We start from the raw sequence: 25150 nt of genomic DNA on the forward strand, positions 1-25150 counted from the left end.
ACGTAAGTAACGATAAAGGGGGTGAAAAGCCTCCTCGCCGGAAGACCAAGGGTTCCTGTCCAACGTTAATCGGGGCAGGGTGAGTCGACCCCTAAGGCGAGGCCGAAAGGCGTAGTCGATGGGAAGCAGGTTAATATTCCTGCACGACTTGTAATTGCGATGGGGGGACGGAGAAGGCTAGGTGGGCCAGGCGACGGTTGTCCTGGTGAAAGTGCGTAGGTGGTGTTTCCAGGCAAATCCGGAGACACAACACTGAGACACGAGACGAACACACTACGGTGTGGAAGCCATTGATGCCCTGCTTCCAGGAAAAGCCTCTAAGCTTCAGATTACAAGTCATCGTACCCCAAACCGACACAGGTGGTCGGGTAGAGAATACCAAGGCGCTTGAGAGAACTCGGGTGAAGGAACTAGGCAAAATAGAACCGTAACTTCGGGAGAAGGTTCGCTCCTGACAGTGAAGTCCCTTGCGGATGGAGCAGTTGGGAGTCGCAGTGACCAGATGGCTGGGACTGTTTATCAAAAACACAGCACTCTGCAAACACGAAAGTGGACGTATAGGGTGTGACACCTGCCCGGTGCCGGAAGGTTAATTGATGGGGTTAGCGCAAGCGAAGCTCTTGATCGAAGCCCCGGTAAACGGCGGCCGTAACTATAACGGTCCTAAGGTAGCGAAATTCCTTGTCGGGTAAGTTCCGACCTGCACGAATGGTGTAACCATGGCCATGCTGTCTCCACCCGAGACTCAGTGAAATCGAATTCGCCGTGAAGATGCGGTGTACCCGCGGCTAGACGGAAAGACCCCGTGAACCTTTACTACAGCTTGGCACTGAACATTGAACCTACATGTGTAGGATAGGTGGGAGGCTTTGAAGGCGTGACGCCAGTTGCGCTGGAGCCGTCCTTGAAATACCACCCTTGTATGTTTGATGTTCTAACGCAGGGCCCTGAATCGGGCTCGCGGACAGTGCCTGGTGGGTAGTTTGACTGGGGCGGTCTCCTCCCAAAGAGTAACGGAGGAGCACGAAGGTTGGCTAATCCTGGTCGGACATCAGGAGGTTAGTGCAATGGCATAAGCCAGCTTAACTGCGAGACGGACAGGTCGAGCAGGTACGAAAGTAGGTCATAGTGATCCGGTGGTTCTGAATGGAAGGGCCATCGCTCAACGGATAAAAGGTACTCCGGGGATAACAGGCTGATACCGCCCAAGAGTTCATATCGACGGCGGTGTTTGGCACCTCGATGTCGGCTCATCACATCCTGGGGCTGAAGTCGGTCCCAAGGGTATGGCTGTTCGCCATTTAAAGTGGTACGCGAGCTGGGTTCAGAACGTCGTGAGACAGTTCGGTCCCTATCTGCCGTGGGCGTTGGATGATTGAAGGGAGTTGCTCCTAGTACGAGAGGACCGGAGTGAACGAACCTCTGGTGTTCGGGTTGTCACGCCAGTGGCACTGCCCGGTAGCTAAGTTCGGAATCGATAACCGCTGAAAGCATCTAAGCGGGAAGCGAGCCCTGAGATGAGTCATCCCTGACCCCTTGAGGGTCCTAAAGGGCCGTTGGAGACCACAACGTTGATAGGTGGGGTGTGTAAGCGCGGCGACGTGTTGAGCTAACCCATACTAATTACCCGTGAGGCTTAACCATACAACACCCAAGAAGTGTTCTAAGGCTTGTAACAGATACCAAGCGAACTACTTACGTCAGCTTTCTCAGATTGAAGATTTTTGCCTGGCGGCCATAGCGCCGTGGAACCACCTGATCCCATGCCGAACTCAGAAGTGAAACGCGGTAGCGCCGATGGTAGTGTGGCATTCGCCATGCGAGAGTAGGACACTGCCAGGCACCCAATTAAACGGTGATGTGAAAACACATAGCCGGCTGCGAGGATGACACCTCAGAAAATGCGGCAAACAATTTAGCGCAAGCTAACCGAATGCGGAGCGGTAGTTCAGTCGGTTAGAATACCGGCCTGTCACGCCGGGGGTCGCGGGTTCGAGTCCCGTCCGCTCCGCCACTAATTTTAAGGCCTTCCCAATTGGGAAGGCCTTTTTGCTATGGGCGATTTTGTCCATAAGACCCACAGATTTGCACACCAGAATCAACACAAAGCCCAGTCTGACCACCGGGCTTTTGTATTTTTAGCATGTTAAACCGCCAGTGTTAGCATTTATCTGCAGGAAGAGAACTAAAACCCTGTCACCTCCACCATTTTCTATCTATATCAAGCCCTTATCTGATGGATTACTTGCCATTTTAACTGGTTTACTTTTGGCCAAACTCTGTTCATGGTGCGCGATTAGGGTTGTATCTCGCTTATAACTCGGTAGAGTAAGGGCATCTTGAGTTTGCCTGTCCCGCGCCTAGCTTGCCGGGTTCCAGGTGTAACTTGGCCAGTTTTTATCAACCTTAAGTCAGTGGTATCGATATGGAACAAGTAAACAAGTCCACCTTCAGCGATGTACTGGAATATGTGCGTATGTCCCGTCGCCAGAACAAACTCAAGCGTGAAATTGCGGATAACGAGAAGAAGATCCGTGACAACCAGAAGCGCGTGCTGCTGCTCGACAACCTGAGCGACTACATCAAGCCGGGCATGAGCATTGATGATGTACAGGCGATCATCGCCAACATGCGTGCCGACTATGAAGAGCGCGTGGATGACCACATCATCAAGAACGCCGAGCTATCCAAAGAGCGCAAAGATCTGAGCACCAAGCTGAAGGGCATGAGCTCTCACAAATAAGCGTTGCGCTTCGCTTAAGAGACACCGGCCACTGGCCGGTGTTTTGTTATCAGCTCGGATCTCTGCCACTCCTGCAACAATCGGCTCCCCTTTTTAGAATTGCCCTGTTACCATCACCACAAAGCGGTCAATAGTTTCAAGCCATTGACTTGAAAAGACTAAGCTTGAGTGAAACACAATAAATTGCGCAACCATGGTGGGGCTGATATGGGCGCATCAGAACGGACGGATTTGACACAAGTGGCATCTCAAGATTCATCTGTCCAGACCTCGGACGGGAACCCAAAGCGCAAGCGTCGTCCCTGGTGGCGTTGGCTGTTCTGTTTTCTCTTTTTATTGTGCCTGGGGGCGGTGATCGCTCTGGTTGGCTATGAGATGAAAACCTCGAAGCTGCAATCTCAGGAGATTTCCCGCTATGCTGCCAAGCTCACCTATCAGGTCGAGCCTGGCCAGAGCAAACAGATCGCTTTCCCTGAGGATGGCCCGTTCGACAAGCGGCTCGGCTATGTGCAACTGCCGATGATGCAGGAGCGTTTGCTGCAGCGGGGCTATGAAGTCAGCAAGCAGGTGTATTTCTCCGACGCGCTCTATGACTACGCCAGTCGTGGCTTCTTCGTGCCCTATACCGAGAAGGTGCAGGCCGGACTGACGCTGCACGATTGCCGCGCCGAGCCCTTCTATCAATTCAAGTATCCGACCCATCACTATCCGGATTTTGACTCCATTCCGCCTCTTGTCATCCAGTCGCTGCTGTTTATCGAGAACCGCGACTTGCTGAGCAACGAAGAGCCGTTGGCCAACCCGGCGGTCGACTGGCCCCGTTTTGCCAAGGCAGCGCTCTCTCAGGTGGGCAAGGCGCTCGATATGCAGGATCAATCTGCCGGTGGCAGTACCCTGGCGACCCAGGTGGAGAAGTATCGCCACTCGCCGGATGGCCTGACCCTGTCGCCGACCGAGAAGATCCGTCAGATGGCCTCTGCCAGCGTGCGGGCCTATCGTCTCGGGCCGGAAACCCTCGAAGCGCGTAAACTGGTCGCCTGGGCCTACCTCAACTCGGTACCGCTCTCGGCTGCGCCGGGATATGGTGAAGTGCATGGTCTGGGAGATGGTCTCTGGGTCTGGTTTGGTGCCAATGTCGATGACGTGAACCGTCTGCTGGACCCCGCCCGCAACCAGAACGCACCGCTGGCCGAGCAGGGGCTTGCCCTGCGTCAGGTGGTCTCGCTGATGATTGCGCACCGCCGTCCCTCTTACTATCTGGCTCAGGGGCGAGAGGCGCTGGCTACCCTGACCGACAGCTACCTGCGCCTGTTTGTGCAGGAGGGGATGATCACGCCACCTCTGATGGAGGCGGCGCTCAAGGCCAGGATTACGTTCCGTGACTTCCTGCAGTCCCCTGCTATCACCCGGGTGAACAATAACAAGGGGTTGCAGGTTGCCCGTACTCGCCTGAGTCGTCAGCTCGGGGTGCAGCTCTATGACCTCGACCGGATGGATCTGACCGCCGATACCAGCCTCAACATGCCGCTGCAGAACGAAATCTCCCGGTATCTGCAACAGCTGGCCGACCCGACGTTTGCCGCTCAGGTGGGACTGTTTGGTGAGCGCCTGCTCTCACCAGAGAAGACCGGCGATGTGCGCTACAGCTTCACCCTGTTCGAGAAGTCGCCGGAAGGGTTCAAGGTGCGGGTACAGACCGACAACACCGATCAGCCGTTCGATATCAATGAAGGTTCCAAGCTGGAGTTGGGCTCAACCGCCAAGTTGCGGGTACTGACCACCTATCTGGAGATCGTGGCCGAGCTGCACGACAACTATGCCGGGATGCCGGTCGAGAATCTGCGCAAGCTGGCTGCCGTCTCTCAGGACAACCTCAGCCGCTGGGCCATCTCCTATCTGATGACGGCTCAGGACAAGAGCCTCCCTGTGATGTTGGAAGCGGCGCTGGATCGCAAATACTCCGCCAGCCCCAATGAAGGGTTCTTTACCGGTGGCGGCATGCACACCTTCAACAACTTCCGCCGCGAGGATAACAATCGTATTCCGACGTTGCGTGACTCTCTGCGTGAGTCGATTAACTTGCCCTTTGTGCGGCTGATGCGCGATATCGTGCGCTACAGCCTCTACAAGGAGGGCAACCGTGCCCAGTTGCTCAAGGATGACAAGGATCCCCGTCGTCAGGAGTATCTGGCCAAATTTGCCGACAAAGAGGGGCAGACCTATCTGCTGCGCTTCTGGCGCAAATATCGCGGCAAGACTCCCGAGGAGCAACTCGATACCTTCCTCGACGGTCTCAAGCCGAGTGCGGTACGTCTGGCGGCGGTTCACCGCTACCTGATGCCGGAAGCCAGCGAAGCCGCATTTGCTGCCTTCCTGGCGGAGCGGTTGCCGAGAGAGAAGCTGAGCGCCAAGCGGGTTAATCAGCTCTACGTCAGCTATGGCCCGGGCAAGTATTCACTGCCGGATCAGGGCTACATCGCCCGGGTTCACCCGCTGGAGCTGTGGTTGCTGGCCTATCTCAAGGAGTTCGACAAGGCCACCTTTGCCGACGCGGTGGCGGCCAGTCGTGACGAGCGGCAGGAGGTCTACAGTTGGCTGTTCAAGACCCGTCATCGCAGTGCCCGTGACAGCCGGATCCGCACCATGCTGGAGGTGGAAGCCTTCCTCGATATCCATCAGCGCTGGGCCAAGCTCGGTTACCCGTTCGACCATCTGGTGCCTTCGCTGGCGACCGCGTTGGGTAGCTCCGGCGATCGTCCGGCTGCACTGGCCGAGCTGATGGGGATTATCCAGAATGGCGGTGTCCGCTCGCCAACCCTGCGTATCGAGCACCTCTCGTTCGCCAAGGGGACCCCCTTCGAGACCGAGTTTGAGCCGCAGCACACCGAGGGTACCCGGGTGATGCCGGCAGAGGTGGCGGCCGCCCTGCGCAGTGCGCTCTCCAAGGTCGTTGAAGGGGGGACGGCAAGACGTATCGCCGGTGCCTTTACCCTGCCTGATGGCACTGTGTTGCAGATGGGGGGCAAGACCGGGACCGGGGATAACCGGATTGAAACCGTGGGTCGTTATGGCAACGTGACCAGCTCGCTGGCGCGCAACCGCACCGCAACCTTCGTCTTCTATCTGGGTGAGGATCACTTCGGTACCCTGACCGCCTATGTACCGGGTAGCCAGTCTGACAAGTTCAGGTTCACCTCGGCGCTGCCGGTGCAGGTGCTCAAGGGGATGGCTCCTCTGCTGACGCCTTACCTGCAACCGGGCTCCCATACTCAGTGTCTGGCGAACCAGTGATGCGAGCGAATTACCGCTCATCACGCAGATAACTGCCCAGAAAAAACGGGGAGGCTGACAGCCTCCCCGTTTTTATTTCCTCATCGGACGCAGCAGCGCTCGATTGCGATCAGGCGTTCAGTACGAACTGCTCGATCACCTGAGCAACGCCATCTTCATCGTTGCGGGCAGTGGTGTGCTGGGCGAGAGCCTTGATCTCGTCGGTGGCATTGCCCATCGCAACCCCGAGGCCTGCGTATTCGATCATGTGGCGATCGTTGCCCGCATCCCCGACGCAGATCACCTGATCGGCGGTCAGGCCAAGGTGCTCGGCCAGCGCTGCCACGCCTGTTCCCTTGTTGCTCTGCTTGTTCATGAACTCGAGGAAGAAGGGGGCGCTCTGTACCACGGTATAGCGCTCATAGAGCTCTGCAGGCAGTCGCTCGATGGCGCGGGAGAGCTGGGGCGGCTCGTCGATCATCATCACCTTCATGATCTGCTCGTCGGCAGGCAGGGTGGCGAAGTCGATCAGATTGATCGGCATGCCGATCAGGCGGGATTCGTGCTCGGTGTAGGTGCTGACACGGGGACTGATCAGGCCACGGGTGACCGAGAAACCATGGACGTTCACTTCCAGATCATCAGCCAGTTTGGCGACGGCGCTGGCGTCACTGCCGGTCAGCAGCTGGCTGCGGATGATGCGCTGATCAGCCACCTGTTGCACCAGAGCGCCGTTGTAGCAGATGACGTAGTCATGCTCTGTGGTGAGGCCGAGCTCTTCCAGATAGCGGCTCATCCCTTCCAGCGGGCGGCCGGAGGCCAGCACAACGGTTACCCCTTTGGCGCGCGCGGCGCTGATGGCGGCGTGGGTGCGGGGAGTAATCTGGCCCTGCGGGTTGAGCAGGGTGCCATCCATATCCAATGCGATCAGCTTGTACATCTCTCACTACCTGAGTCTGGGTGGCCCGCCCGGTGGGGCCAAGGAAGTGGCGAGTGTAGCGAAAATCGGCGGCGGGATCACGGCCGGTTCAGCGATGGGGCCGTGCCGGTTGAGCTATTTGTGCCCCTCGTAAGGGGTCATCTCCAGGGTTTCATCATGGATAGTCAGGCGGGTAGGGCCTCGGGTGATGGTAACCTTGCGTTTGAAGCTGGCCATCTCGACCTCGATGCCGGAGTAGAGGTGCTGGGTGGCAATGACCTCCATCTGAGCCATCAAGTTTCGCAGCTCCTCCTGGTTGGCGGTGAGCTGCTCATCGAGCTGGGCCAGTTCGGCCAGCTGATGGTCCCGGATCGGTTTGAGCTTGCGCAGGGTATCCGGATTGCGCTTGTCGCCGGGCAGTTGCAGCAACTTCATGACCAGCTCCTTGATTTTCTCCAGCTGGGCCTGACACGCCTGCTGGCGCAGCTTGAGCTGGTGTTCCTGCTCCTTGTGGGTGAAGTAGCCGCCAAGGATCTGCAGCCGGGTATGGTTGGCGGCCTCGGCCCCCAGGCTGGGGGCCATGATCAGGCGATTGGCAATGCTGGTGCCCCCCAGCAGAGTGCCTTTGCGCATGTTGCTATCGCCTACCTTGATATCTTGTCCGCTGCGGGAGTAGCAGTGGCTGAGCTGGCTCTGGATCTGGATATCCCCCCCCGCTTCCAGCTGGGCATACTGGGCGTAGCTGGCGTGGATTTCCCCTTGTGCATTGAGCTGGCAAAGGTACTCTCCCTGCTCGTTGCGGCGGCCAATGATGCCGTGGCGTACCGTGATGCTGCCCCCCGCCTCGATCCAGCCCCCTTCGATAAAGCCGCCAATCACGATGTCACCGCTGACCCGGATCTTCATGCCCGGGTTGACGTCGCCGCTGACGATTAAGCCCCCTTCAAAATCAATGTGACCGTGGCGGGCATCCACCTGTTTGACGCTGAGCACCTCGTCCACCTTCATGCCCGCTTTCTCCTGACAGGGCAGGCCAGCCCGACCGGCAATCAGCAGGTCGGGATCGTCGGGGGAGATAAAGGTGCCCTCGCCAGCACTCATCGGGCTGTCTTTGCCATCCTTGGCGGGCAGGTCCTGACCGGTCACGGTAAAACCGGGCACCCCGACGGTGGCTGGATGACGGCGCATCAGCGGAGCGCCGGCCTTGACGGTGACGATGGAGCCGAGATCCCGCAGGTCGACCTTGCCATGCCCCAACTCCTGCGGTTTGAGGATCCGTTCGGCCGGGGTCTCCACCAGCCGCTCATAGCGAGTGTCCTGACCATTGACGGCTGGCTGGCCGTTGGCAATCACCAGCTTGAGCTGACTGCCGGGGGCGGCCTCCTTGGCTGACTGGATGGCAGCGGTGAGCAGTTGCTCACTGACCCCCTGTTTGATTTCGCTGATGGCGATCGCCTCTTTCAACTGTTCCAGTGTCACATACTTGCCCCCCCAGTCGGCAGTGATCTGGGCGATGGCGCTCATGCGATCCTTTTCCACTATTACGGCGAGTCGGGCATCCTGACGCTTGCCGATGGGGATGGGATTGGCAGGGACGGGGGCGGCAGGGTTGGTGAGCAGGGTATTAAGCAGGCTGATAGCCTGTTTGATCCCCTCGGGCAGCGGCTGATAGCGGCGACAGTTGGAAGCGAGCAGCAGAGCCTGCACATCCTGTTCCGTGACAGGTTTGGTGAGACCGGCGGCAATCCGCAGGCAGACCAGTTCCATATCGCTTGATAGCAGCAACCACTCTTTGCTTAACACCGCATCTCCTTGCTGGATGATAACGGAACGATCGGCTCGCTCCTCTACTGTCATTTAATCTCTCAATGATTAATAAAGCGAGTCACCAACCCTGAGAGTGGGCAGTATTCAGATATTTCCTCTGAATGGTCAATGAATTGAAGTCAAATCGGTGATGGCGGCCAGATAAATGTGGGCGCTGTTTGGAAACGGAGTGAAAAGACGGATCGCAGCGCCAGCGACATAGGGTCGCTGGCAGGGGAATGGCGGTTCTTATCAGCTGCGCTGGGCTGTTCTGGCCAGGGTGAGGTAATCGCCGAGCACCGGTTCACCCAGCATATGGCGGCGCAGCATGTCGAGGGCGGCAAAGGCGAGGATCTTGCGGCGACTCTCCGGGTCGGGGTGGCTGACCTTGACCGTCTGACCGACGTGTTTTCCATCGGCGCTGAGTAGCAGTGGCACCCCCTCTGCGCCCTCTCGCCCAATGGTCAGTTGCAGGCCCGCATCGGTCGTCGGCAGTTGTGCCAGCTCATCGGCCAGTTGCGTGCTGAAGTTGGCCTCCAGCCGGGGATGGCCGTGACAAAGCGCCAGCAGGGCGCCGCCACTCTCACCCTCCAGCAGAGCCAGCGGTTTGCCTTGCAGCAGCGCCAGGATCTGCTGCGCCGGTTCCGTATCTCCGCTGCCAACCAGCCAGGGCTGGATCGTATCCAGCAGTCGGCGCTCTGCACTCTCCATGTCAGCGGCACTGGCGCTGTGGCCGATCAGTTTCAGCTCGATAAGGGGCATGGAGGAGCGGTAACCCAGCTCAATACCCATGGGCCAGGGTTCGGCATCCAGCATATCGCTGAGCGCCGACTCCGAGACACCGAAGGTGTAAAAGCGACGCAGCTCGGTATCGATCTGTGCCCCGGCCAGCTGTTTGAGGCGCGGCAGAATTTGCTCGCGCACCATCTGTTTGAACTCGAACGGCACGCCCGGGGTGAAGAAGAGCCGGCTTAGGCCCAGGCTGGTTGGGTGAGTGACCACAAAGCCGCAGGCGGTGCCGACCGGGTTGTCGAGGATCTCGCACCCCTGCGGCAGCCAGGCCTGCTTGGCGTTGCTGGCGGGCATGGGCCTGCCACGGCTGGCATAGCGCGCTTCGATGGTGGCGAGCCAGTTGGGAAACAGGGTGAGTGGCTGAGCGAAGGTCTCGGCCGCTGCCTGGGCGGTGAGATCGTCGGCGGTGGGGCCGAGCCCGCCGCACACCAGCACCACCTCGGCGCGGCTGGCACTCTCTTGCAGCACCGTTTTCAGGTCGGCGAGGTTGTCCCCTACCGTCAGGCGACGGCGCACCTGCCAGCCCTGCTCCAGCAGCAGAGCGCTGAGCCAGGCCGCGTTGGTATCCACCACCAGACCCGTCACTATTTCGTCTCCGGTACTGATGATCTCGATACGCATGGCAGGCTCCTTGGATTAAACGGGTGGCAACGGTTGGCCTCGGACCAACACAATCAGGCTTTGTTGTGCTCGAAGTAGTAGCTGATCCGGGTACGCGGGTTGAGGTACTCGAACACCGCCGGCGGCAACCGCTTGGGGTGGATCACCTTGGCGATCGACAGTTCGGCTTGCTGCAGGTCGATGATGGCCGCTTCCTGACGGGGAATGCGCGGATCGTAGACCAGCACCGAGGGGTAGAGCAGGCGGGAAGCGTTGACCGACATCACCAGCCCCACCTGACCATTGGAGAGTTGCACCACGCTACCGGGGGGATAGATCCCCATCAACCGGATCAGCATGCTGAGGTACTCCGGATTGAACTGCGCCTTGCGCTGCTTGTAGAGGCCGCTCAGGGCCGAGTAGGGCACCTTGGCCTGCATGTGGCAGAGGTTATCGTACTCGTTGATCAGCGACACCATCTGGGTCAGCGGATCGAGCTGGCCACCCTTGAGCCCTTCCGGCCCGCTGCCATCGAGATATTCATGGTGATGGAGCACGATCCCCTTCGCCTCGGCCGGGAAATCCTTGGCCAGATTGAGCAGATCAAGCCCGTAGCGCGGGTGCTGGGCCATCAGGTTCTGTTCCGGCTTGGTCAGCGGCTCGGTCTTGCGCAGGATCTGGCTCGGGATCTTCAATTTACCGATGTCGTGGAACAGCGCCCCCATGCCAACCTGACGGATCTCGTCGGCCGTCATGCAGCACTCCTTGGCCAGCAGCATGCTGAGCACGCTGACGTTGAGGGAGTGAAAGTAGAGGTTGTTGCCATCCTCGCTGTCGGAGACCAGATGGAGCACCATCTCGTCCACCGAGAGCAGCTGTTCTGTCATGGCGTTGACCAGCTCCTGCGCCTCGCCGATGGCATTGAGGGGGCGGGACTGGATCTTGCTCATCACGCTGCGCACCTGCGCCAGCGACTGCTGGAACTGCTTCTCGCATTGCTGCAGGTTGCGGCGATAGAGTTGCAACTGCTCGATGCGGCGATCCTTCTCCTGCTGCATCTGGGCCTGGCGCTGGGCGGCGTCTGCGCTCTCTTGTTGCTGAGGCTGTACCTGATTGAGGGGCTTGGGCGGAACGTCGCTCTTGTCGGGAATGATGGTGACCAGTTTCAGGCCGAGACGGCGGATCAGCTCGATCTCTTCTTCACTTTTGATCTTGAAGCTGGAAAACAGGAACGGGTGTTCGCGCCACCCCAGTGGCAGGGATACATAGTTGCCGACTTGCAGTCGATCTACGGAAATCTTGATACCGGTCATTATCTTGGAAGCAGGAGACACACTGAGCCGTATGCTAGTCAAAGGCGGGGGTGAATACAAAAGGTATCTGATGACAGGGCAGGTGCTTTATTATAGGCTTCTGGATGTCCAGACATATTTACCGATGCAGTACAGGGAGTAAGCATGCCGATCAAGATCCCGGATCAGTTACCCGCCGCCGAAGTGCTGGGGCAGGAGAACATCTTCGTGATGACGGAATCCCGGGCCGTCACCCAGAACATCCGCCCGCTGCGGGTGCTCATCCTCAACCTGATGCCAAAGAAGATTGAGACCGAGATCCAGCTGATGCGGATGCTCTCTAACTCGCCGCTGCAGGTGGATGTGGATCTGCTGCGTATTGATGACAGGGAGTCAAAGAACACGCCGCAGGCCCATCTGGAGAACTTCTACCACGACTTCGAACAGGTGCGTGGCAACAACTACGACGGCATGATCATCACAGGGGCGCCGCTCGGGCTGGTGGAGTTCGAGGAGGTGGTCTACTGGCCGCGCATCGTCGAGATCATCGAGTGGTCCCATCAGCATGTCACCTCGACCCTGTTCCTCTGCTGGGCGGTGCAGGCGGCGCTGAAAGCCTTGTATGGCATGGAGAAGCAGACCCACGGCGAGAAGCTCTCCGGGGTTTACCGCCACCATCGCCTCGATGAGCACGAGCCGCTGCTGCGCGGTTTCGATGACGAGTTCGTCGCCCCGCACTCCCGTTACGCGGCGTTTGATGGCGATCTGATCCGTGCCCAGACCGACTTGCAGATTTTTGCCGAGTCAGAAGAGGCGGGGGTCTATCTGGCGGCGACCAAGGATTGTCGTCAGGTGTTTGTCACTGGGCACCCGGAGTACGATGCCCTGACGCTGGACGGGGAGTATCAGCGGGATCTGGCGGCAGGGCTCGACCCGGCCATTCCGGTCAACTACTACCCGAATAATGATCCGGGCAAGACCCCGCGCGCTAGCTGGCGCAGCCACGGTCATCTGCTGTTTGCCAACTGGCTCAACTACTACGTCTATCAGCTCACCAGCTATCGGGTGGAGGATATCGGCAAGGTCTTTACCTACGACCAGGGAGGCAAATAGTCAGTCGCCCTACGCCAGCCTCTTGGCCAGCTGGTCGAGCCATTGGCGGTGGCAGGCCAGGGTAAACGCCTTGGGTCTGTGGGACTTGATGGCGGCCATCGCCTCTTGCTGTGGCTGGCCGAGGGTCATCAGCAGTGCGGCGGCGACCAGACCGGTACGACCGCTGCCCCCTTTGCAGTGGATGACCAGATGTTTGCCATCCCCCAGCAGCTCGCGCAGCTGTGGCAGCGCCTGTTGCCAGGCCGCCTCGAAGTCGGTGTCGGGGGCCAGATCATCCTCGATGGGTAAATGGAACCAGCGCATCCCTTCGTGCTCGACCTGCTGGCCGAGCTGCGCCAGTTCGAGTCGGATCAACTCGGCGCTTGTCATCAGGGTCACCACCCCGTGGGCACCGGCCAACCGCAGTTGATCGAGCGCCAGGGTCAGCGGCACCTGCTGGGTGCCGGGGCAGGGGGTCAGCAGCAGCTGACCATCGACACGGGGAACCTCAAGGCTCCAGAAAGGGTGATACGGGTGCATGGCGGATCCTCGCGTGGTGGCCGCAGGGCTGCGGCCGGTGAATGGCGCCAAGGATAGGCGGGGCAGGGGGGATGTCAATGGCCGTTGTGTTTGCCCCGGTTTACGGGCAGAGTCTAAAAAATTGAGCGGTTCAAGGAGTTAAGATGAGAAACCTGGATCAACTGGATTTGGATATCCTGGCCCATCTGTTTCGGGATGCGGGCATGACCAACAAGGATCTGGCCGCGCTGGTGGGCGTTGCCCCCTCCACCTGTCTGGAGCGGGTGCGCAAGTTGCAGCAGGATGGCGTGCTCAAGGGAGCGCACTGCGAAGTGGATTATCAGGCCCTCGGTGGCCACATTCAGGCCATGGTCTCCCTGCAGCTGGCACGTCACAGCCGCCAGATCATCGATGCCTTCCGCGATGCCATTCTGGCGCTGCCCGAAGTGATCAGTCTGTTCCACATGGGGGGCAAGGATGATTTTCTGGTGCACCTCTGTGTCTCCGACACCGAGCACCTGCGCAACTTCGTCTTCGATCACTTCACCTCCCGCGAAGAGGTGGTGCACCTCGAAACCTCTCTGGTATTCGAGCACAAGTTCAGCCGCTCCCTGCCCTGCTTTCCCCAGCCATAACGGCCAGTGGGCCGACAGTATGAATAGATGGAAAAAACCGCCAGCTGGCGGTTTTTTCCATTCTGCTATCGGCTGAATTTGCACGGGTGGCTCAATTGGCGGCGGTGCGTTCATCCTTGGCCGTCTGATAGAGACTCTTCTGATAGGCCATGCTGCCCCACAGGGCAAGACCGAGGGCATCCTCCTTCAAGGCGTCCGGCTGCGCCGCCAGGGTCAGCTTCTCGTTGGCATTGTCGTAGACATAGCCCTCTGCCGCCCGTTCCGGTTGCAGGATCACCACATCCTTGCCGCGCATCAGGGCGAAGTTCTTGTCGTACTGCATGATGGCCCGACCCGGCCAGTCGGCAGGCATGCGGGTGAGATCCTTGCCGAGCATGGGGTAGTCGGCACTGATCCCCATCAGGGAGAGCAGAGTCGGCGCCATGTCGATCTGGCTGACGATGCGCGGATCCTTTCTCGGCGCAATACCGTCGCCCACGATAACCCCCGGAATATGGAAGCGGGGAATGGGCACCAGACTGGCGCCACCGACCCGGCTGTCGTGATCGGCGATGACCAGAAACAGGGTGTCTTTCCAGTATTCGGACTGTTTAGCCTTCTTGAAGAATTCGCCGATGGCGTAATCCGCATACTTGGCCGCGTTGTTGCGGGTCTGTTTGGGTTGCTCGAAGAGTTCGATGCGGTTGTCCGGGAATTCGAACGGATCGTGGTTGCTGGAGCTGAACACCAGACTGAAGAAGGGTTTACCCTCCTTGTGCAGCGCTTTGAAGGTCTCGTCGGCCTTGGCCATCAGATCCTCGTCGGAAGCTCCCCAGGAGCCCTTGAACACCGGATTGTCGAAATCCTTCTGCTCGACGATGGTGGTGAAGCCGTTGCCGAGGAAGAAACTGCGCATGTTGTCGAAGTGACTCTCGCCGCCATAAATAAAGCTGGTGTCGTAACCCCGCTGCTTAAGCAGATCAGCGATGGTGAAGAAGTTGGTCTGGCTCTTGCCGAGTTTGACCACCGCCTGTGCTGGGGTCGGCGTGAAGCCAGTCAGTACTGCCTCGATACCACGCACCGAGCGGGTGCCGGTGGCGTAGAGCTGCTTGAAGGCCCAGCCCTGCTGCGACAGGGCATCGATGTTGGGGGTGAGTGGCAGACCGCCGAGGGAGCCGACAAACTGGGCGCCCAGGCTCTCCTGCAGCAGGATCACCAGATTCTTCGGTTTACCCTGGAAACTCGCCTCATTGAAGGTCTGGCTGGGCAGCAGCTCGGAGTTGAAATCACTGGCCGGACGGCCACTCTCCTTGCGCATGACCTCGAGCACCTTCTGCTCCGTCATCTCGCCGTAAAACTGGCCGGCATCCTCCTCGGCGCCCATCTGCTTGATGGCAAAGAAGAGGGAGTAGGCGGAGTTGACGGTGAGCGAGTTGACCAGCGGATCTTCGGCAAAGGCGACCATGGCCGGGTTCAGGGCGCGGTGGCCGAGACTGGAGCGGGCACCGAGAAAACCTATGGCCAGAATGAGCAGGGCGAAGGCAGGACGCAGATACCAGTGGGGGAAGCTGAGGCCATGCACCAGACGGCCGCTCAGCCACCAGCCACCGGTTAGCACGGCGCCACTGAAGAGTACCGCCAGCAGCAGCTCGGCTTTGCGGCCCGCCCACAGCATGGCGAACACCTCTTTCGGATAGATGAGGTACTCCACATAGAGGCGGTTGGGGCGCACGCCATACTCGGTGACAAACGAGGGGGTGGAGATCTCGAGGAACAGCATCAGCCAGAGTCCGACGGTCAGCCACACTCGCATCAGTTGCAGCCAGCCCCGGCCGATGGCATGGGGGCCTGCCAGCAGCAGAGTGAGCATGGCGGGGACACCCCAGACCCAGCAGAGGGTCGCAAAGTCGACCCGGATCCCTTGCAGCAGCATCTCCTGCCAACCGGCCACGGCATCCACCCGTTCCAGTTGCCAGAGGCCGAGGGCGATTCGGCTGAAAGAGAGAGAGAAAAGCGCGAGCGCGCAGAAGATGGCGAAGGGCCAAAACGGGCCGAGTCGCTGTTTTAGATCTGTCATTTTTGTTCCTGAATGAGACTGTAAGCGCCTGTCCACAGACGTTTTTTACTTGTTGTGAGGTTATGACAGATCGAACTGGTTAAGGTTGCATTCAATTTTGTTAAAAGCCGGAATTAACACATTTGTCATCTAAAAATGTGATGTCGCGCGCTTAATGAGCACAGCATAACCTGCTGGATAAAATGTGAGCCGCCGCGTGTATGGATGGAGAGCTGGTGTTTATAATTGCCGCGAATTATCTCAATCGGAGCCGAAGGGATGCCGGTCTTTATCGATGTCGAGTATGTGCGGGGATGGCGCCTGTTTCTGGTGTTATCGGATGGCACCACGGGTGTGCTGGATCTGACCCCCTGGCGAACCCAGCCGCTGTTTGCAAAGCTGGAGAGCGAGCGTCACTGCGCCCGGGTCTTCATCAACCGTCACCACCAGCTGGAGTGGCCCGTCGGATGTACCTTGTCAGCCCATGAGGTCTATCACCTCATCTCTCCCATTGATGAGCGGGAAGCCTTCAGCTAATCCCCATTTTTTGTGAGCCAACGCCAGATTCCTGTTACTGGAATGTTTGCCCGTTTGCCTTTCTGAGCCAACTTGGGTAAAACCTGCGCAACATTTTGCCAACTTGCCTTCGCTTCATCTGACAGAGGCTTGCCGCTTTCGCGCCGCAGGCCTTTTTTGCGGCCAGATGGCAAACCTTTCCCTTGCTGAAAGGTTTGGTTGGTTGAATGAAAATAACAAAACAAACAAATACATAAGGAAAATGTATGGCTTGTCATATGCACACACCCCTTGCCCTGCTGGTTGGTGGGCTCGCCTGTCACGGCGCCGCCGGTCAGGAACCAGTGCAACAGCTGGATCCCATGGTGGTGGTGGCAACCCGCTCGGTCAGCACACTTGAAGTGACACTGGATTCCAAGAAGCCCGGTTCCCCCATGCCCGCTGCCGACGGCGCCGGTTATCTGAAGAATGTCACCGGCATGAGCATGGTGCGCAAAGGGGGGCTCGGTGGCGACCCTGTGCTGCGGGGGATGGGGATGTCCCGTCTCAACGTGCAGATGGATGGCGGCATGCTGGCCGGTGGCTGTGGCGGCCGGATGGACCCGCCCACCGCCTATGTGTTCCCCCAATCCTTTGACCGGATCCGGGTGCTGAAGGGGCCGCAATCCCTCGAGCAGGGTGCCACCCTGGCGGGAACCGTGCTGTTCGAGCGGGACAGACCCGAGTTCACCGCACCGGGCCTCAAGGCCGATGCCTCGGCCCTCTATGGCAGCTTTGGCCGTGATGATCAGATGGTGGATATGACGGCGGGCTCGACCGACGGCTATCTGCGCGGTCAGTTCACCCATTCCGATAGCGACGATTACCGCGATGGTCACGGTAACAAGGTGCGATCTTTCTATCGCCGCGAGAACGGCACCGCCCAGCTGGGCTGGACGCCGGGGGAGCACACCTGGCTGGAACTGACCGCCGAGCGCAGCAACGCCCGCGCCGCCTATGCGGACCGCACCATGGATGGCCCCATGTTTGATCGCGAATCCTTCGGGCTGAAGCTCAAGCAGGAGCAGGTCACCACTCACTGGCAGCGCAGCGAGCTGACCCTGTGGGACAACTACATAGACCACATCATGGACAACTTCAGCCTGCGGCCAAACAGCGGCATGAAGATGCTCTCCAACCCGGATCGCCGCAACACCGGCGGTCGCTGGGCCAACGACATCGCCTTGCCAGCAGACTGGCTGCTGACCGCCGGGCTCGACAGCAACCGGGATCAGCACCGCAGTCGGAGTGGGGTCGACTATGCCACCAAGGATCGCCAGCGCACCCTGCGTTTCGAGCAGCAGGGCGGCTTCGCCGAACTGGGTCGTCAGCAGGGGGCTCACAGTTACAAAGGGGGTTACCGTCAGGATAGGGTTGAGACTACCCGTTACGGCGCGGGGGATCAGACCCTCTACAGCGATACACTGAGTCTGAACAGCGGGTTTGGCCGCTACGAGTACCAGTGGTCGCCCCGCTGGTCCAGCTATCTGGCCTGGGGGCAGGCGGAGCGGGCGCCGGATTACTGGGAGCGTAACAAAGACGTTACCCCCTTTACCCTCAACCCGGAGCGCAGTCGCCAATGGGATGCGGGGCTGGCGTTGCGCAGCCGCGAGCTGGACCTGACCCTCTCCCTCTTTAGCGCCGACATCAAGGACTACCTGCTCTACAACAGCAAGTCGAACAAGGTGCGCAATATCGATGCCCAGACCCGGGGTGGCGAGTTGGAAGGGCGCTGGCAGTTTGCCGAGCAGTGGCGTCTCGATGGTGGTCTGGCGGTGGTCTATGGCGAAAACCAGAGCGACAACAAACCGCTGGCCCAGATGCCACCGCTCGATGGCAAGTTGGCGCTGGGCTGGCAGCCGGACGAAGCGCTGAGCTTTACCCTGCTGGGGCGTGCGGTGGCGGCGCAGGATCGGGTAGATCTCTGGTCCGGCACCGTTGCGGGTCAGGATCAGGGGGAGACTCCGGGCTTCTTCACCATGAACCTGAGCGGCGCCTGGCAGTTTGCCAAGGGGTGGCAGCTCTCGGCCGGGGTAGACAACCTGTTCGACACCTTCTACTACGAGCACCTCTCCAAGTCGGTGCACGCCAGTCAGGCCGGGCTGGGCTACGAGCAGAGCGGCCGCATCCCCGAACCGGGTCGTTCCTACTGGCTCTCTGTCAACTACCGCTTTGCCTCGGCCGGTGTGCTCTAACCAGTTGAGTCAGATAACGTTTTCAGTCACAGACACCGCTGTGTGAGCATCGCTATCATGGTGAAAAACAGGCGTATCAGACGCCAGCTCTCACAGCGGGAACATAACAATGAAACAGGGAACGTTACGCTATGGCGGCCTGCTCGGGGCCGCCCTGTTACTTGCGGCTTGCGGCGGCAGCGGTAGTTCAGGCGGGGAGAGCGCTCCCCCCGTCGTCAATCCGCCTGTCACCCATCCTCCGGTCGCCACGGCCAGTCGTGCCTGCTATGGCGACGATCAACCCGCCTGCAACCTGCGGATCTATCAGGTGATGGTGGAGTCGTTTGCCGATGGTGACGGCAGTGCCAACTACGGCGTTGGCTATGGCCCCTCCCAGCACAACGGCGATCTGCAGGGGATCATCGACAGCCTCGATCACATCAAGAGTCTCAACGTCAACGCCATCTGGCTCACCCCGGTGTTCGACTCCTGCGCGGGGCAAGGCGGCGATAACAAGCTCGATGCCACCGGCTACTTCGCCTGCGACTTTTTCACCGTGGACCCCAACTTCGGCAGCAACGTCCAGCTCAAGAAACTGGTGGACGGGGCGCATCAGCGCGGCCTCTACGTCTTCCTCGACGGGGTATTTGGCCACGTCAACAAGGTGGGGGTGAGCAAACCCTCGCCAGAGGGGCGTCTGCCAGCCCTCACCAGCGGCGGTGCGGGTTATCCCGGCCAGCTGGTGGATTACAGCAAGCCGGAGAGCCTCGCCTACTTCAAGGAGGTGGCCCGCTACTGGGTCGAGCAGTACGGTATCGACGGCTGGCGCCTCGATCAGGCCTATCAGCTTGGGCTGGATGATTGGCGCGCAATTCGCAGCGAGGTGGAGCAGGCCAGCGCAACGCGCAAGGCGGCAGGGCAGCAGTGGGGCACCCTTGGCTACATGGTGGGCGAGGTGTGGAAGGGGGCTGACGATATTCGCGCCCAGGCTTACGGCAGCAGCGACAATCCGGCGCTCTCCTCGGCCTTTGACTTCCCGTTGCGCTACGGCATCGTGCAGGCGCTGGCGGTCGAGGAGTCCGGCAAGGGCGGGCAGGGGGCCAGCGTGCTTGACGCCAGCTGGAACAAGGTGGAGAACTACCCGAATCACGCCATGCCGAACCTGATGCTGGGCAACCATGATCTGGTGCGTTTCGGTGATCTGCTGGAGCGTGGCAACTTCAAGTCGACCGAGTACTGGCAGCGCCACAAGGCGGCCTTCAGCTTTATGGCGGCTCGCTCCGGCCCCATCACCTTCTACTATGGCGAGGAGTTTGGCGATGAGGTGCCGGGCTTTGCTGCCAAGGTTGGTGGTGACTGTGCGGCGCAGGGCTTGTGCGACGATCATGTGGCCCGCAGCGACGGCAAGGTACCCGCTGTCACCGGCTTTGTGCCGGGTAGCGAACAAGCCGAGCTGAAAGAGTGGCTGGCCCAGCTGCTGGCGATGCGCGCCGCCCACCCCGCCCTCTATCAGGGAGAGCGAGTCAAACTGGTGGCCGATGGCAGCCTCTATGGTGACATCAAGCAGACGGCGGGGGAGCAGATAGTCTACCTGCTCAACCTCTCCACCACGGCGCTCAGCTACAGCCTGCCAGCGGGCAAACTGCGCAGCGGCAGTGCGCTGGTGGATCTGCAGAGCGGCGAGAGTCTGGCTATCGGCGGCAGCAGCGTGACGGTGGAGATACCGCCCTTGAGCGGGCGTTTCCTGCGTCTGCAATAAGTCAGCCACAGCACGCTTTGATATGAGAGAGGGCCCCATTACGGGGCCCTCTCTGTCATTGTGGGCGACAAAGTCATGGTGGTTATACGGTGGTCTGGCCCCGGTTTTCCAGCCGCTGGCGGAAGGCACGGGCCAGTCGCTCATAGAGATCCTGCGCCTCCTTGTCTTCGATATCACCGCGGATCCAGGGGTTGTCGACGATCTCCAGCAGCACGCAGTCACGCCCTTGCTGGCGCAAATCGAGCCCGTAGAGGCCATTGCCGAGCTGATGGACGGCGCGGCGAGCGGTCTGCAGTACCCGCTCCGGCACCTCGTTAAGCGGCAGCGCCTCGATGCGGCTCATGTCGAGGGGGTGCTTGCGGCGGCGGATGCGGTTGCCGGGTTCGGGCCGGTAGCGGCGACAGGCGAACAGCGGCGAGCCGTCGAGAAAGCCGATGCGCCAGTCAAACTCGGCGGGGATCCGGCTCTGCACCAGCAGCAGGGCGGAGCGGCCCAGCCCCTCGTCCAGCAGGCGGGCCAGCTGTTGCTCGTCGCTGGCCATGGCCAGATCCCGTCCCTGCGCCCCGTCGGGCACCTTCACCATCAGCGGCAGGCCGAGCCGCTGCACCAGCTCATCCACATGGTGGCGGCCGCGGCGGGTCACCACCATGGTGGGCGGCATGGGCACGCCGCTGCGCACCATCAGCTCGTAGAGGTAGAGCTTGTTGCTGCAGGCCAAGATGGCGCGGGAGCTGTCGATCACCGGCATCTTGAGCTGTTCGGCGCGATGGGCAAATTCGAAGGTGTAGTGGCCGACTGCGGTTTCGGCCCGCAGCCAGAGGGTGTCGAACTCCGGTAGCCGTTCGATGGCCGACGGTGGCAGGATCTCGGCACGGATACCTTGAGCGGCAGCAGCACGGATAAAGCGCTCCAGCGCCAGCCCGTCACTGCTGGCGCGGCCGTCATCGGGATCCACCAGAATGGCGAGCTGATAGAGCGGCGCCGCCTGCTCCTCGTCACCGGTCCCCACCAGTGCCTGAGCGTGGTGCAGCATCAACTCTTTCTCGCTTGGGCTCAGCTCCAGCGGCGACAGGCTCTGCTGCTGGCGTACCGACCAGCCGTGGCGGCCGCGCTTGAGGGTCAGCTCCTGCAGCGGCAGCTGGCTCAGGCCATAGTAGTAGCGGGCCAGCCCCGCCAGCTCGCTCTGTTCACACTGGCCGAAGATGGCGCGCACCCGGATCCTGTCCTCGCTCTGCTGGGCCAGCCACCCTTGTGCCTTGCGCCACAGCTTGGCCGGTGGCTGCTGGGGTTGCAGTCTGCTGATGGCCTGCAGACCCGGCAGACAGTGGTGGCCGCGTGCCTGGGCCAGCAGCGAGCAGTAGTAGCCTGCGCTAAGGTGTTCCAGATTGCGGCAGAGGTTGATGATGCGGGGTCGGCCGCCGGTGGTCGGCACGCCATGTTGCAGATAGGTGCGGGCGGTCAGCAGATAATCGGCATGGCAAGGCCAGTCGCCCAGCTCTTCGACGATGACATAGGTACTCATATTTTCGGCTCCACAGATCAGACTGCCTGAACAGGCAGGATCCCCAGTGGGCTTCGATGCACCGACAAGCACGACAATGGCGCGAGGGGAAACAAGAGGTTACAGTGCCTAATATGACGCCTTGGTAACTTGTGATACAAGTCGCATTTTTGGTGCTGAGGATAAATAACCGAACAAGGACTCCCCGTGTTGACCGTACGTGCGGCCCGAACCGATGATCTGGGCGCCATCGTTAATCTGGAACGCTACTGTTTTCCTCCCGAAGTCGCCTTTGGCCGCAGCCGCTGGCACTATCTGCTGGCCCACGCCAAGGGGCGCACCCTGTTGCTGCTGGACGAGAAACATCAGCTGATGGGCTATCTCTGCCTGCTTGAGCACAGAGGCTGGGATCGGCTGGTCATTCAGGCGCTTGCCATCCGCTGGACGGTGCGTCGTCTGGGCTGGGCCCGCCGTCTGCTGGAGCAGGTGATCCGCGAGGGCAAGGCCGCTGGCTGGGGGGCGATTCGCCTCGAAGTGGGGGATGCCAACGAAGAGGCGCTGGCGCTCTATCAGGGATTGGGATTTCGTCCCCAGCAGCGGCTGGCGGACTACTATGGCCGCGACCAGCACGCCCACCGACTGGTGCTGCCGCTGGTGAGCGACGATGAGCGTGAGCGGCGCAGAGTGGCTCGCTCTCAGGCGCGCAAGCCCTCTGCACAGGCCAACTGACCGTATTGAACAAGCAACATCGAGGAGCAGGATGAGCTGCGACAACTGTCTCGCCACCGCCATCAGGGCCAAGCTGGGGCGCTGCCCGGTCTGTGCCATCCAGACCTTTGTCATCGGTCTGAGTGGCTGGCTGGTCTGGTGGTGGTGCGGCGCCGATACTTCGGTCAACGCCCTCACCGGCCTGTTGTTTGCGCTGGGAGGCTCGGGCTTGTTGCTGCTCCATCTGGTGGTATTTGTCTGGCGCAAGGCGACCGGACGTGAATTGAGCGATGAATAAATCAGATTGGTTTCAACAACATAAATAACAATATCGGTTGAGATAATGGAGGTTCAGATGATTGCAATGGTAACGGGCGCCTCGTCCGGTTTTGGTGAGTCCATCAGCCGCCAGCTGGTGCAGGCGGGCTACAAGGTGATCGGTACCGGTCGCCGTGCCGAGCGGCTGGCTGCGCTGGCTGACGAGCTGGGCGAGCAGTTCCTGCCGCTGGCGTTCGACGTGCAGGACAAGGCGGCCACCCGCGCTGCCATCGCTGCTCTGCCAGCCGCCTGGAGCGAGGTGGATCTGCTGGTCAACAACGCCGGTCTGGCGCTGGGGCTGGAGCCGGCCCACAAGGCGGATCTGGAAGATTGGGAGCAGATGATTGCCACCAACATCAGCGGCCTGACCCTGCTCACCCGCTTGCTGCTGCCGGGCATGGTGGCGCGCAATCGCGGCCATGTCATCAACATCGGCTCCATCGCGGGTACCTACCCCTATCCGGGCGGCAACGTCTACGGCGCCACCAAGGCGTTTGTGAAGCAGTTCAGCCTCAACCTGCGCGCCGATCTGGCGGGCACCGCCATTCGCGTCACCAACGTGGAGCCGGGCCTGTGCGGCGGCACCGAGTTTTCCAACGTGCGCTTCCACGGTGACGATGCCAAGGCGGCCTCCGTCTATCAGGGGGTGGAGGCGATCCAGCCGGAAGATATCGCCAATACCGTGCTCTGGGTTAGCCAGCAACCGGCCCACGTCAACATCAACAGCATCGAGATCATGCCGGTGGCCCAGACCTTCGGCCCGCTCAATATCAGCCGTCGCTGATCGCTGCATTGGTTGAAACAAAGAGGCTCCTGTGGGAGCCTCTTTGCGTTGGCGAGCCGGTCACAGGCTCATGATCTTCTTGAACTCCTCCGGCGAATACTTCTTCTCGCTGCGCTTGGTGAGATCCGTCATCAGCTTGTAGCGCAGATCTTTGGCCATCTGATAGGTCTGCTCCAACTGGCCATAGGAGTAGTCGGCAGCCAGCCCGATGGCGGTAGCCTTGTCGCTGGCGTAGGCCTGCTTGAGGCTCTTGTCGAGCAATGCCACCTCCTTGTAAAGCTTGCTGCTCTCCTTGCTCCAGACGCCGCGCAGCAGCGGCAGGTACTTGTCCGGATCGGTGCTGGCCAGCGCGGTCAGGCTGCGGAACTGCCAGTAGGCGGAATCGTCGGAGTAGCTGTCGCTGCCGGTGCGATAGGGCTGGGGATAGTTTTCCAGGGTGTTGTAGAGTGGCACCATCACAGATTCGGCCAGCACGCCGTAACTCTGCCAGATGAGCCCCTGCAGCTCTTTGGGCATCTCCTTGCGCAGCTGGATGACGTGGGATTCCAGCTGGCGATCGACGCGGATCGGCCGCTCCGCCTTGCCCGCGAGCGGCGTACCGTCATAGGTGGCGCTCAGCACCCTGGCCACGTCCGGCACGGCGATGGGGGCATCCGGCTTCATAAACAGTGGATATTGCGCCTGCCGGGTCGCCTGTTTGTGGGAGGCCGTCAGCATGTTCTGGCCGAGCCACTCCCGATCCACGTTGTAGGGGTCGGCAATCACTCCGAATGCCTTGGCGAAGTTGAAATCTTTCGGGTCGGCGTTATCCAGCAGTTTGTGCTCGCGCACGAACTCCAGCAGCTTGGGCGAGTGCAGCACATCGGCGCTGTCGAGATTGACGCCGTGGATGCGCAGGCCGTTGGCCACCATGGCGTAGCTGTCGTCCGGCACCCGCACCGCGATCCAGTGGTGGCCGGAGCCGATCTCCATCAGCCAGGCTTCGTTCACATCTGCCAGATAGAGGCTGTTGCCCTCACCGGCGCCATATTGCTCCACATAGCGGCCGAGCAGCTCGACCCCCTCTTTGGCCGTCTTGGCCTGCGGCAGGATCAGGGTCGGGATGATGGCTTCAATCACTCCCTTCTCGATCAGCGGATCGGCTTTCTGGGCCTTGTCGTTGACCTCGGCACTGGTGGTGGCCGAGATGGCGACGTTGAACTCGTTGATGCCGCGCTCTTCATAATATTTGCCTGCCGGGTCGCTGGTGGTGGCATCCCAGTCGTGGATGGCGGAGTAGGCGAAAAATGCTTTGGGCATCGGCACTTCCAGCCCGTTGCCCAGTATCCAGAGTTTGCCCTCGTTCTGCTGCGCGGGCCGGAAGGCGAGGTACTTGTTCCAGTTGTTGACGCCAAAATCCTCGTTTCTGGCGATCATCACGCTGCCATCGGCACTGGCCCCCTTGCCGACGATAAGACCGGTACAGGCGTCGGCACTGGTGCCAAGCAGGGTGAGCAGGGTGGCGGAGAGAAGACTCAAGGTGTGTTTTTTCATAGTTATGCCCGAAAGGTTGAGGTGAGTGAGAGTCAGACGAGGGGATGAGGTGTGGGGAGGCTGCAACTCCGAACTGGCAGCGGAGTGAGCACGACAGATTGGTCTGCCTGTTATT

The 25150-nt window shown here is 60.2% G+C and carries 19 protein-coding genes, 1 tRNA gene and 2 rRNA genes (1 of these 22 running past the window's edge); 13 read left to right on the top strand and 9 right to left on the bottom strand.

Annotated features, from left to right (window positions below; all coding sequences use genetic code 11):
• From ACTG27_RS19505 to ACTG27_RS19525, 5 genes are all read left to right on the top strand, one after another.
• Positions 1-1644 (top strand): 23S ribosomal RNA (locus tag ACTG27_RS19505) (it extends 1246 nt beyond the left edge of the window).
• 83 nt (positions 1645-1727) lie between these two features.
• Positions 1728-1842: ribosomal RNA gene (gene rrf, locus ACTG27_RS19510) — 5S ribosomal RNA — on the top strand.
• 95 nt (positions 1843-1937) lie between these two features.
• Positions 1938-2014 (top strand) — tRNA-Asp (locus ACTG27_RS19515).
• A gap of 411 nt (positions 2015-2425) precedes the next feature.
• Positions 2426-2743, top strand: coding sequence for a PTS system regulator TmaR (tmaR, locus tag ACTG27_RS19520; protein ID WP_127006015.1), 318 nt, complete (start codon positions 2426-2428; stop codon positions 2741-2743).
• A gap of 207 nt (positions 2744-2950) precedes the next feature.
• Positions 2951-6034, top strand: coding sequence for a transglycosylase domain-containing protein (locus ACTG27_RS19525; RefSeq protein WP_439980218.1), 3084 nt, complete (start codon positions 2951-2953; stop codon positions 6032-6034).
• A 109-nt stretch (positions 6035-6143) separates the two neighbouring features.
• Here the strand turns inward: ACTG27_RS19525 and yidA are convergent, their stop codons facing one another.
• The 4 genes from yidA to ACTG27_RS19545 form a co-directional block, all read right to left on the bottom strand.
• Positions 6144-6953, bottom strand: a complete 810-nt coding sequence (gene yidA / locus ACTG27_RS19530; RefSeq protein WP_103251456.1) for a sugar-phosphatase — start codon at positions 6951-6953, stop codon at positions 6144-6146.
• 114 nt (positions 6954-7067) lie between these two features.
• Positions 7068-8735 carry a DUF342 domain-containing protein gene (locus ACTG27_RS19535; RefSeq protein ID WP_186301876.1) on the bottom strand — a complete coding sequence of 556 codons (1668 nt, stop codon included), beginning with the start codon at positions 8733-8735 and terminating at the stop codon, positions 7068-7070.
• Positions 8736-8990: 255 nt separating this feature from the next.
• Positions 8991-10151 carry a competence/damage-inducible protein A gene (locus ACTG27_RS19540; RefSeq protein ID WP_439980220.1) on the bottom strand — a complete coding sequence of 387 codons (1161 nt, stop codon included), beginning with the start codon at positions 10149-10151 and terminating at the stop codon, positions 8991-8993.
• A gap of 53 nt (positions 10152-10204) precedes the next feature.
• The gene (locus ACTG27_RS19545) at positions 10205-11443 is read right to left on the bottom strand and encodes an HD-GYP domain-containing protein (protein WP_005336014.1); all 1239 of its coding nucleotides are present in this window, start codon (positions 11441-11443) and stop codon (positions 10205-10207) included.
• A 144-nt stretch (positions 11444-11587) separates the two neighbouring features.
• On the opposite strand from ACTG27_RS19545, the gene metA reads away from it, so the two are divergent.
• Positions 11588-12535: a homoserine O-acetyltransferase MetA gene (metA, locus tag ACTG27_RS19550; RefSeq protein ID WP_019446225.1), complete on the top strand. Its 948-nt coding sequence runs from the start codon at positions 11588-11590 to the stop codon at positions 12533-12535.
• 9 nt (positions 12536-12544) lie between these two features.
• On the opposite strand, the gene ACTG27_RS19555 is transcribed toward metA, so the two are convergent.
• The gene (locus ACTG27_RS19555; RefSeq protein WP_439980221.1) at positions 12545-13054 is read right to left on the bottom strand and encodes a cyclin-dependent kinase inhibitor 3 family protein; all 510 of its coding nucleotides are present in this window, start codon (positions 13052-13054) and stop codon (positions 12545-12547) included.
• A gap of 143 nt (positions 13055-13197) precedes the next feature.
• On the opposite strand from ACTG27_RS19555, the gene ACTG27_RS19560 reads away from it, so the two are divergent.
• A complete protein-coding gene (locus ACTG27_RS19560; protein ID WP_005336001.1) occupies positions 13198-13668 on the top strand; it encodes an Lrp/AsnC family transcriptional regulator in 471 nt (156 codons plus the stop codon).
• 91 nt (positions 13669-13759) lie between these two features.
• Here the strand turns inward: ACTG27_RS19560 and ACTG27_RS19565 are convergent, their stop codons facing one another.
• Positions 13760-15724, bottom strand: a complete 1965-nt coding sequence (locus ACTG27_RS19565) for an LTA synthase family protein (RefSeq protein WP_439980223.1) — start codon at positions 15722-15724, stop codon at positions 13760-13762.
• 258 nt (positions 15725-15982) lie between these two features.
• Between ACTG27_RS19565 and ACTG27_RS19570 the strand changes: the two genes are divergently transcribed.
• The gene (locus ACTG27_RS19570) at positions 15983-16240 is read left to right on the top strand and encodes a DUF2442 domain-containing protein (RefSeq protein ID WP_005335997.1); all 258 of its coding nucleotides are present in this window, start codon (positions 15983-15985) and stop codon (positions 16238-16240) included.
• On the opposite strand, the gene ACTG27_RS19575 is transcribed toward ACTG27_RS19570, so the two are convergent.
• Positions 16237-16497: a hypothetical protein gene (locus tag ACTG27_RS19575; RefSeq protein WP_139714664.1), complete on the bottom strand. Its 261-nt coding sequence runs from the start codon at positions 16495-16497 to the stop codon at positions 16237-16239. The genes ACTG27_RS19570 and ACTG27_RS19575 overlap by 4 nt on opposite strands.
• On the opposite strand from ACTG27_RS19575, the gene ACTG27_RS19580 reads away from it, so the two are divergent.
• Positions 16486-18453 (top strand): TonB-dependent copper receptor, encoded by a 1968-nt coding sequence (locus ACTG27_RS19580; protein ID WP_439980224.1) that lies wholly within the window; start codon positions 16486-16488, stop codon positions 18451-18453. The genes ACTG27_RS19575 and ACTG27_RS19580 overlap by 12 nt on opposite strands.
• 109 nt (positions 18454-18562) lie before the next feature.
• The gene (locus ACTG27_RS19585; protein WP_439980225.1) at positions 18563-20191 is read left to right on the top strand and encodes an alpha-amylase family glycosyl hydrolase; all 1629 of its coding nucleotides are present in this window, start codon (positions 18563-18565) and stop codon (positions 20189-20191) included.
• Between the two features lie 82 nt (positions 20192-20273).
• Here ACTG27_RS19585 and ACTG27_RS19590 read toward each other — a convergent pair whose 3' ends face one another.
• Complete coding sequence (locus ACTG27_RS19590) at positions 20274-21713, bottom strand: RimK family protein (protein WP_064341595.1); 1440 nt, start codon at positions 21711-21713, stop codon at positions 20274-20276.
• 186 nt (positions 21714-21899) lie between these two features.
• Here ACTG27_RS19590 and ACTG27_RS19595 point away from each other — a divergent pair, with 186 nt between their 5' ends.
• From ACTG27_RS19595 to ACTG27_RS19605, 3 genes are read left to right on the top strand one after another with little or no spacing between them, the layout of a single operon-like run.
• Positions 21900-22421: an N-acetyltransferase family protein gene (locus ACTG27_RS19595; protein WP_439980226.1), complete on the top strand. Its 522-nt coding sequence runs from the start codon at positions 21900-21902 to the stop codon at positions 22419-22421.
• A gap of 31 nt (positions 22422-22452) precedes the next feature.
• Positions 22453-22698 carry a DUF3624 family protein gene (locus ACTG27_RS19600; RefSeq protein ID WP_040067114.1) on the top strand — a complete coding sequence of 82 codons (246 nt, stop codon included), beginning with the start codon at positions 22453-22455 and terminating at the stop codon, positions 22696-22698.
• Between the two features lie 57 nt (positions 22699-22755).
• Complete coding sequence (locus ACTG27_RS19605; protein WP_005341514.1) at positions 22756-23502, top strand: SDR family oxidoreductase; 747 nt, start codon at positions 22756-22758, stop codon at positions 23500-23502.
• A gap of 60 nt (positions 23503-23562) precedes the next feature.
• On the opposite strand, the gene ACTG27_RS19610 is transcribed toward ACTG27_RS19605, so the two are convergent.
• Positions 23563-25035 carry a C69 family dipeptidase gene (locus ACTG27_RS19610; RefSeq protein WP_439980227.1) on the bottom strand — a complete coding sequence of 491 codons (1473 nt, stop codon included), beginning with the start codon at positions 25033-25035 and terminating at the stop codon, positions 23563-23565.
• Between the last annotated feature and the right edge of the window lie 115 nt (positions 25036-25150).

Source organism: Aeromonas sp. 97A (assembly GCF_051919185.1).
Lineage (GTDB): Bacteria > Pseudomonadota > Gammaproteobacteria > Enterobacterales > Aeromonadaceae > Aeromonas > Aeromonas veronii.

Coding starts and splice junctions, on each gene's coding strand:
- tmaR (WP_127006015.1), top strand. CDS start 2,426: ATGGAACAAGTAAACAAGTCCACCTTCAGCGATGTACTGGAATATGTG.
- ACTG27_RS19525 (WP_439980218.1), top strand. CDS start 2,951: ATGGGCGCATCAGAACGGACGGATTTGACACAAGTGGCATCTCAAGAT.
- yidA (WP_103251456.1), bottom strand. CDS start 6,953: ATGTACAAGCTGATCGCATTGGATATGGATGGCACCCTGCTCAACCCG.
- ACTG27_RS19540 (WP_439980220.1), bottom strand. CDS start 10,151: ATGCGTATCGAGATCATCAGTACCGGAGACGAAATAGTGACGGGTCTG.
- ACTG27_RS19545 (WP_005336014.1), bottom strand. CDS start 11,443: ATGACCGGTATCAAGATTTCCGTAGATCGACTGCAAGTCGGCAACTAT.
- metA (WP_019446225.1), top strand. CDS start 11,588: ATGCCGATCAAGATCCCGGATCAGTTACCCGCCGCCGAAGTGCTGGGG.
- ACTG27_RS19555 (WP_439980221.1), bottom strand. CDS start 13,054: ATGCACCCGTATCACCCTTTCTGGAGCCTTGAGGTTCCCCGTGTCGAT.
- ACTG27_RS19560 (WP_005336001.1), top strand. CDS start 13,198: ATGAGAAACCTGGATCAACTGGATTTGGATATCCTGGCCCATCTGTTT.
- ACTG27_RS19565 (WP_439980223.1), bottom strand. CDS start 15,724: ATGACAGATCTAAAACAGCGACTCGGCCCGTTTTGGCCCTTCGCCATC.
- ACTG27_RS19570 (WP_005335997.1), top strand. CDS start 15,983: ATGCCGGTCTTTATCGATGTCGAGTATGTGCGGGGATGGCGCCTGTTT.
- ACTG27_RS19580 (WP_439980224.1), top strand. CDS start 16,486: ATGGCTTGTCATATGCACACACCCCTTGCCCTGCTGGTTGGTGGGCTC.
- ACTG27_RS19575 (WP_139714664.1), bottom strand. CDS start 16,497: ATGACAAGCCATACATTTTCCTTATGTATTTGTTTGTTTTGTTATTTT.
- ACTG27_RS19585 (WP_439980225.1), top strand. CDS start 18,563: ATGAAACAGGGAACGTTACGCTATGGCGGCCTGCTCGGGGCCGCCCTG.
- ACTG27_RS19590 (WP_064341595.1), bottom strand. CDS start 21,713: ATGAGTACCTATGTCATCGTCGAAGAGCTGGGCGACTGGCCTTGCCAT.
- ACTG27_RS19600 (WP_040067114.1), top strand. CDS start 22,453: ATGAGCTGCGACAACTGTCTCGCCACCGCCATCAGGGCCAAGCTGGGG.
- ACTG27_RS19605 (WP_005341514.1), top strand. CDS start 22,756: ATGATTGCAATGGTAACGGGCGCCTCGTCCGGTTTTGGTGAGTCCATC.
- ACTG27_RS19610 (WP_439980227.1), bottom strand. CDS start 25,035: ATGAAAAAACACACCTTGAGTCTTCTCTCCGCCACCCTGCTCACCCTG.